The sequence below is a fragment of the Cellulomonas triticagri genome (assembly GCF_003696205.1).
Taxonomy (GTDB): domain Bacteria; phylum Actinomycetota; class Actinomycetes; order Actinomycetales; family Cellulomonadaceae; genus Cellulomonas; species Cellulomonas triticagri.
The window spans coordinates 1-5,991 of the sequence record NZ_RFFI01000165.1; the positions used below are offsets into that span (position 1 = coordinate 1).

4 protein-coding genes and 1 pseudogene are annotated in these 5,991 nt (G+C 73.6%); 1 reads left to right on the plus strand and 4 read right to left on the minus strand.

Going from position 1 to position 5,991, the window contains the following annotated elements; all coding sequences use genetic code 11:
* The 4 genes from EBM89_RS19030 to EBM89_RS19045 all read right to left on the minus strand — a co-directional run.
* Positions 1–735, minus strand: a 735-nt coding sequence (locus EBM89_RS19030; RefSeq protein WP_500778894.1) for an ABC transporter domain-containing protein, incomplete at its 3' end; no start/stop codon positions are given.
* On the minus strand, positions 732–2,435 hold the full coding sequence (gene cydD, locus EBM89_RS19035) for a thiol reductant ABC exporter subunit CydD (protein WP_122151184.1): 1,704 nt from the start codon (positions 2,433–2,435) through the stop codon (positions 732–734). The genes EBM89_RS19030 and cydD, both read right to left, overlap by 4 nt.
* Before the next feature lie 15 nt (positions 2,436–2,450).
* Positions 2,451–3,533 carry a cytochrome d ubiquinol oxidase subunit II gene (gene cydB, locus EBM89_RS19040; RefSeq protein WP_122151185.1) on the minus strand — a complete coding sequence of 361 codons (1,083 nt, stop codon included), beginning with the start codon at positions 3,531–3,533 and terminating at the stop codon, positions 2,451–2,453.
* A 13-nt stretch (positions 3,534–3,546) separates the two neighbouring features.
* A complete protein-coding gene (locus EBM89_RS19045) occupies positions 3,547–5,031 on the minus strand; it encodes a cytochrome ubiquinol oxidase subunit I (protein WP_122151186.1) in 1,485 nt (494 codons plus the stop codon).
* Positions 5,032–5,477: 446 nt separating this feature from the next.
* Here EBM89_RS19045 and EBM89_RS19050 point away from each other — a divergent pair.
* Positions 5,478–5,991, plus strand: a pseudogene (locus EBM89_RS19050) (transcription termination factor Rho); the annotation flags it as partial.

The following is a 5,991-nucleotide window of genomic DNA, read 5'->3' on the forward strand; positions in this document are numbered from 1 at the left end:
GCCCCGGTCGGTCGCCCTGGCGAGCGCGGCGTCGGCGGTGCGCAGCCGGTCGAGCTCGGCGGCGGTGCGGCCCTGGACGGCCAGCGCGGAGGCGTCCTCCAGCAGGCCGAGCGAGGTCGCGGCCATGTCCGCGCGGGCGTCGGAGGCCGCAGCCTCGGTGGTGCGGGCCGCGCGCTGGGCCAGCCAGGGCGCGAGCACGCCGGCGACGAGGAGGCACACCGCCAGGGTGATCCCCGCCGAGGGCAGGAACAGGCCCATGGCGACGGCGGAGCCGACCCCGAGGACGGCGGCCACGGCGGCGGGCAGCAGCCCGCGCACGACCACGTCCCCGACGGCGTCGACGTCGGCACCCACGCGGGCGAGCAGGTCGCCGCGCCGCAGGGCGAGCGTCGCCCCGGGACGGCCGTCGGCCAGCCGCTCGTAGAGCGTGGTGCGCAGCCGGGCCATGCCGCGCAGCGCGACGTCGTGCGAGACCAGGCGCTCCAGGTACCGGAACAGGCCGCGGCCGATGCCGAACGCGCGCACGCCGACGGCGGCGACGGACAGCTTGAGCACCGGCGGCATCTCGGACGCGCGCACGATGAGCCACGCGGAGGTGGCGGCGAGCGCGACCGCGCAGCCGAGAGCCAGGACGCCGAGCAGCACGGCGAGCACGGCCCGGCGGGGGCTGACGTCGAGCAGCCGCACCGCCCGCCACAGCGGGTCGGCGGCGAGGCGCTCGCGGACGCGGGTCACGGGGCCACCTCCGCGAGGCTCGCGGGAAGCGGCGCCGACCGCACGGTCACGACCTCGTCGGCCAGCGCGACCAGCGACGCCCGGTGGGCGACCAGCAGCACCGTGCGACCCTCGGCGCGCAGGGCGCGGACCGTCGCGAGCACGACCCGCTCGCCGGCGGCGTCCAGGTGCGCGGTCGGCTCGTCCAGCACGACCAGCGGAGCGTCGGACAGCAGCGCGCGGGTCAGCGCGACGCGCTGGCGCTGCCCGACGCTGAGCCCGGACCCACCGCGGCCGAGGTCGGTGGCCCAGCCGTCCGGCAGCGTGGCGACGACCGCGTCCATGCCGGTGAGCGCGGCGGCCCGGTCGCGGCGCGCGCGGGCGTCGTCGTCCAGGTCGACGTCCTCCGCCCCGGCGACGAGGCGGCTGACGGACGCGGGTTCCAGCACGGGGCGCTGGGGGAGCCAGGCGACCTGGTCCCAGTAGGAGCGCGGGTCGACGTCGGCCAGCGGCAGCGCGCGGCCCTCGGCGTCGACGACCTCGACGGTGCCGGACTCCGGGCGCAGCAGCCCGAGCAGGACGTCCACGGTGGTCGACTTCCCGGCGCCGCTCGGGCCCGTGACCACGACGGTGCGGCCGGGCGGGAGCGTGAGGTCGAGGTCGTGCGGGGCGAGCAGGTCGCGCCCCGGGGCCCGGACGGTGACGCCGCGCAGCCTGAGCGTGCTGCGGCGCAGGTCCGGCGCGGGGGTGGTCCCGGCGGCGGGCACCGGCGTCTCCAGCACGCGGAACACCTGGTCCGCGGCGGCGACGCCGTCCGTCGAGGCGTGGAACTGCATGCCGACCTGCCGCAGCGGCCAGTACACCTCGGGGGCGAGCACCAGGACGGTGAGGCCGGTGACCAGGTCGACGTCCCCGTAGACCAGCCGCATGCCGATCGTGACGGCGATCAGGGCGACGGACAGGCTGGTCAGCAGCTCCAGCACCATGCCGGACAGGAACGCGATCCGAAGGGTGCCCATGGTGGCCCGGCGGTGGGCGTCGCCGAGCTGCTGCACGCGCGCCGCCGGGCCACGCTCCCGGCCGAACGCCTTGAGCGTCGGCAGGCCGGCCACCAGGTCGAGCACCTGCGAGCCGAGCCGCTGCATGACGCGCAGGCTCTTCTCGGAGCGGCCCTGGGTGAGCTGCCCGATGAGGATCATGAAGATCGGGATGAGCGGCAGGGTGCCCGCCGCGATGGCGGCGGAGATCCAGTCCAGGTCCAGGACGACGACCAGCACCGCGGGGGTGACGGTCGCCGACAGCACGAGCTGGGGGAGGTACTTCACGAAGTACGGCTCGAGGGCCTCCAGGCCGCGGGTGGCGAGGGTGACGACGCGCGCGCCCTCACCCTCGGCGAGCCAGCGCGGCCCGAGCTGCGCGGCGCGGGCCACGACCTGCTCCCGCAGCTCCGCGACCGCCCGGGTGGCCGCGCGGTGCGCGAACCGCTCCTGCACGCCGGTCGCGACGGTGCGCGCCGCCACGACGGCGGCCAGCCAGCCGATCTGCGGGAGCAGGTCGGCCAGCGGCACGCCGTCGTGGGCGGCGGAGGCGAGGACCCGGGCGAGCAGCACCGCCTGCGCGATGACCAGCCCGGCCGTGAGGAGGCCGAGCGACACCGTCAGGGCGAGGTAGCCCCGGGCGGCGCGGGCGTAGCGGAGCAGGCGCGGGTCGAGCGGCTTCACGCGGTCGATCGTCCCTCAGGCCGAGGTGCCGGCGCCCGAGGACGCCTTGTCGCCCCGGGTGATCACCGACGTGAACGTCAGGCCGGTGTGCTCCGGGATGTGCTCCGCCGAGATGCGCTTGCGGAACACCCAGTACGTCCAGCCCTGGTAGAGCAGGACGACCGGCACCAGGATCACGGCGACCCAGGTCATGATCGTCAGCGTGTAGTCCGTCGAGGACGCGTTGCGGATGTCCAGCGAGTTGGCCGGGTCGATCGCGGGCATCACGTCGGGGAACATCGAGCCGAAGATCAGCACGACGGCCGCGACGATGACCACGGCGGACCAGACGAACGCCCAGCCCTCGCGGCGCGCCCGGGTGGTCAGGACGACCAGCACCAGCGCCACGGCCGCGACGGCGACCACGGCCCAGGTCCAGGCCACCGAGTAGGCGACCTGCGCCCAGATCGCCCACGCCGCGGTCACGACCAGCGTCACCGGCGCGAGCCGGGCCGCCAGGGCGCCGGAGCGCTCGCGCATCTCGCCGCCGGTCTTGAGCGACAGGAAGATCGCGCCGTGCGTGAGGAACAGCAGGAACGTCACGACGCCGCCGAGCAGCGCGAACGGGTTCAGCAGGGCGAAGAAGCCGCCGACGTACTGGTGGTCCGCGTCCAGCTCGACGCCCCGCACCAGGTTGGCGAACGCGACGCCCCACAGGATCGCGGGCAGGTAGGAGCCGGCCATGACGCCGCGGTCGGCCCACCGCCGCCAGCGGTCGGAGTTGATCTTGCCGCGCCACTCCAGCGACACCACGCGGAAGATCAGCCCGACGAGGATGAGCAGCAGCGGCAGGTAGAAGCCGGAGAACAGCGTCGCGTACCACTCGGGGAACGCCGCGAAGATCGCCGCGCCCGCGGTGATGAGCCACACCTCGTTGCCGTCCCAGACGGGGCCGATGGTGTTGATGATGACGCGGCGGTCCTTGTCGGCGTCGCCGTCGGCGCGCTTGCGGCCGAGGATCGGCAGCAGCATGCCCACGCCGAAGTCGAAGCCCTCGAGGACGAGGTAGCCGATCCACAGGACGGCGATGAGGACGAACCAGATGACGGGGAGGTCCATGTGCCCAGGCCTCTCAGTAGGCGAACGACAGCGGGCGGTCGGCCGCGTCGGTGTCGTCGGGGTCGGGCTGGTTGTCGGGGTTGTCCGGGCTGTAGTCCTTCTCGACGTCGGCCACGCCCTCCTGGGCGTACCGCTTCATGAGCTTGAACCAGAACACGGCCAGCACGCCGTACACGAGGGTGAACGCGATGATCGAGATGATCACCATGGTCGGGCTGACCACCTCGGAGACGCCGCGCTCGGTGAGCAGCCAGACGCCGTCCACGCCCGTCGGGTTCGGGTAGACGACCCAGGGCTGGCGGCCCATCTCGGTGAAGATCCAGCCGAACGAGGACGCGAGGAACGGCGTCGGGATGGCCCAGACGCCCACCCGGGCCAGCCACTTGTTCCCGGAGACCCGGTTCTTGCGGGTCATCCAGAACGCCATCACGGCGAGCAGCGCGGACCCGGCCGCGAGGCCGATCATGAGGCGGAACGCCCAGTAGGTGACGGTGAGGTCGGGGATGTAGTTGACGCCCTCGCCGTACTTCGCCTCGTACTGCTCCTGCAGCTGGTTGACGCCCTCCAGCGGGGCGTCGAAGTCGTTGAGCGCGAGGAACGACAGCAGGCCCGGGATCTCCAGGTAGTGCTTCACGCCCTCGCAGTTGTTGGTCAGGTCGCCGATCGCCAGCAGCGAGAACGACGCGCCGTCGGTGCTCTCGCAGAGCGCCTCGGCCGCGGCCATCTTCGTGGGCTGCTGCTCGAACATGAGCTGGCCCTGCGCGTGGCCGGTGATGCCGAGGCCGATGCCCGCCACCAGCATGGTCGCGACGCCGAGCCGCACCGCGGGGCGGTAGACCGTGCGGGCCTTCTCCTCCTCGCCGCGGCGGACGAGCTTGACCATCCACCAGGCGGCGATGCCCGCGACGAACGTGCCCGCCGTGAGGAACGCGGCGGTGACGGTGTGCGGGAACGCGGCCCACAGCGTGTTGTTCGTGAGGACCGCGACGATGTCGGTCATCTCCGCGCGGCCGGTCTCCGTGTTGAAGATCGTGCCGACCGGGTGCTGCATCCACGAGTTGGCCGCGAGGATGAAGAACGCCGAGGCGTTGACCGCGAACGCGACCGCCCAGATGCACGCCAGGTGGATCTTCTTGGGCAGCTTGTCCCAGCCGAAGATCCACAGGCCGAGGAAGGTCGACTCGACGAAGAAGGCGACCAGGCCCTCCATGGCGAGCGGCGCGCCGAAGACGTCGCCGACGAACCGGGAGTACTCGGACCAGTTCATGCCGAACTGGAACTCCTGGACGATGCCCGTGGCGACGCCGATCGCGAAGTTGATCAGCATGAGCTTGCCGAAGAACTTGGTCAGGCGGAGCCACACGTCGTTGCCGGTGCGGACCCAGATGGTCTGCATGATCGCGACGAGCGGGGCCAGGCCGATCGTCAGCGGGACGAAGATGAAGTGGTAGACGGTGGTGACACCGAACTGCCAGCGGGCCAGGTCGAGGGCTTCCACGAGGAGTCCGTCCAGGAGCTGAGGCGAGAGGGGGGGCCGAACGGCCCAGGTCGGAGCCGCAATCCGAAGGTATTGCGCCTCGGTTCACAAGCGTAGGACAAAGGTCCCGCGATCTGACGCGGTGTCGTCTCATTGTGACCCGGTTCACGAGCGTGACGTGGAGCACGTCCCGGCCACCCCTGTGCGATACTGACGTCGGACTCCCGGGACCCACACACCCCGGGCGACCACCGTGCTCGCCGCACCAGTGCTCCGCGCACGCCAGGCGCCGCCGGCCGTGGACGTCCCCCACAGGGGCTCCCGAGGCCAGGCAGGCGATGGCGCCGGACGCCAGTGCAGCGACCGAACCGACGACTTCCGTCGCCGCGGCCACGCGAGCGACGACCGACCGCCCGACGGGCGCCGCGCGTGTGGCCGGCGTACCCGGGCATGCAGGAGCACCCCGCGTGACGCTCGACAGCACCCCGGACAGCAGCAGCACGGCGACGACGTCGGGCGGTGAGCCGGCGGAGACGACGGTCGCCCCCCGCAAGCGCGCCCCCCGCCCCCGGACCCCCCGGACCCGCGCCGCCGACGCGGCCCCCGCCGCGGACCAGGCCACCACGGCCGAGGTCCCCGCCGACGCGCCGGCCAGCGAGGAGGCGCCGAAGAAGCCCGTGCGCCGCCGCGCCACCCGCAAGGCCGCGCCCTCCACCGAGCAGACGCTCGACGAGGCCACCGCCGCCGACACGGCGCCCGCGACCGAGACCACCCCCGACGCCGAGGCCCCGGCCGCGAAGACGTCGACCCGTCGGGCGTCGACCACCAAGGCGTCCACCTCCCGCTCGCGCGCCGCCAAGGCCGCCCCTGCCGCCGACCCGGCGCCTGCTGTCGACCCGGCCCCTGCCGTGGACGCGGCGCCGGTCGCCGAGGCCGCCGCCGAGGTGCCCGCCGACGCGCCGGTCGAGAAGGTCGCCCCGA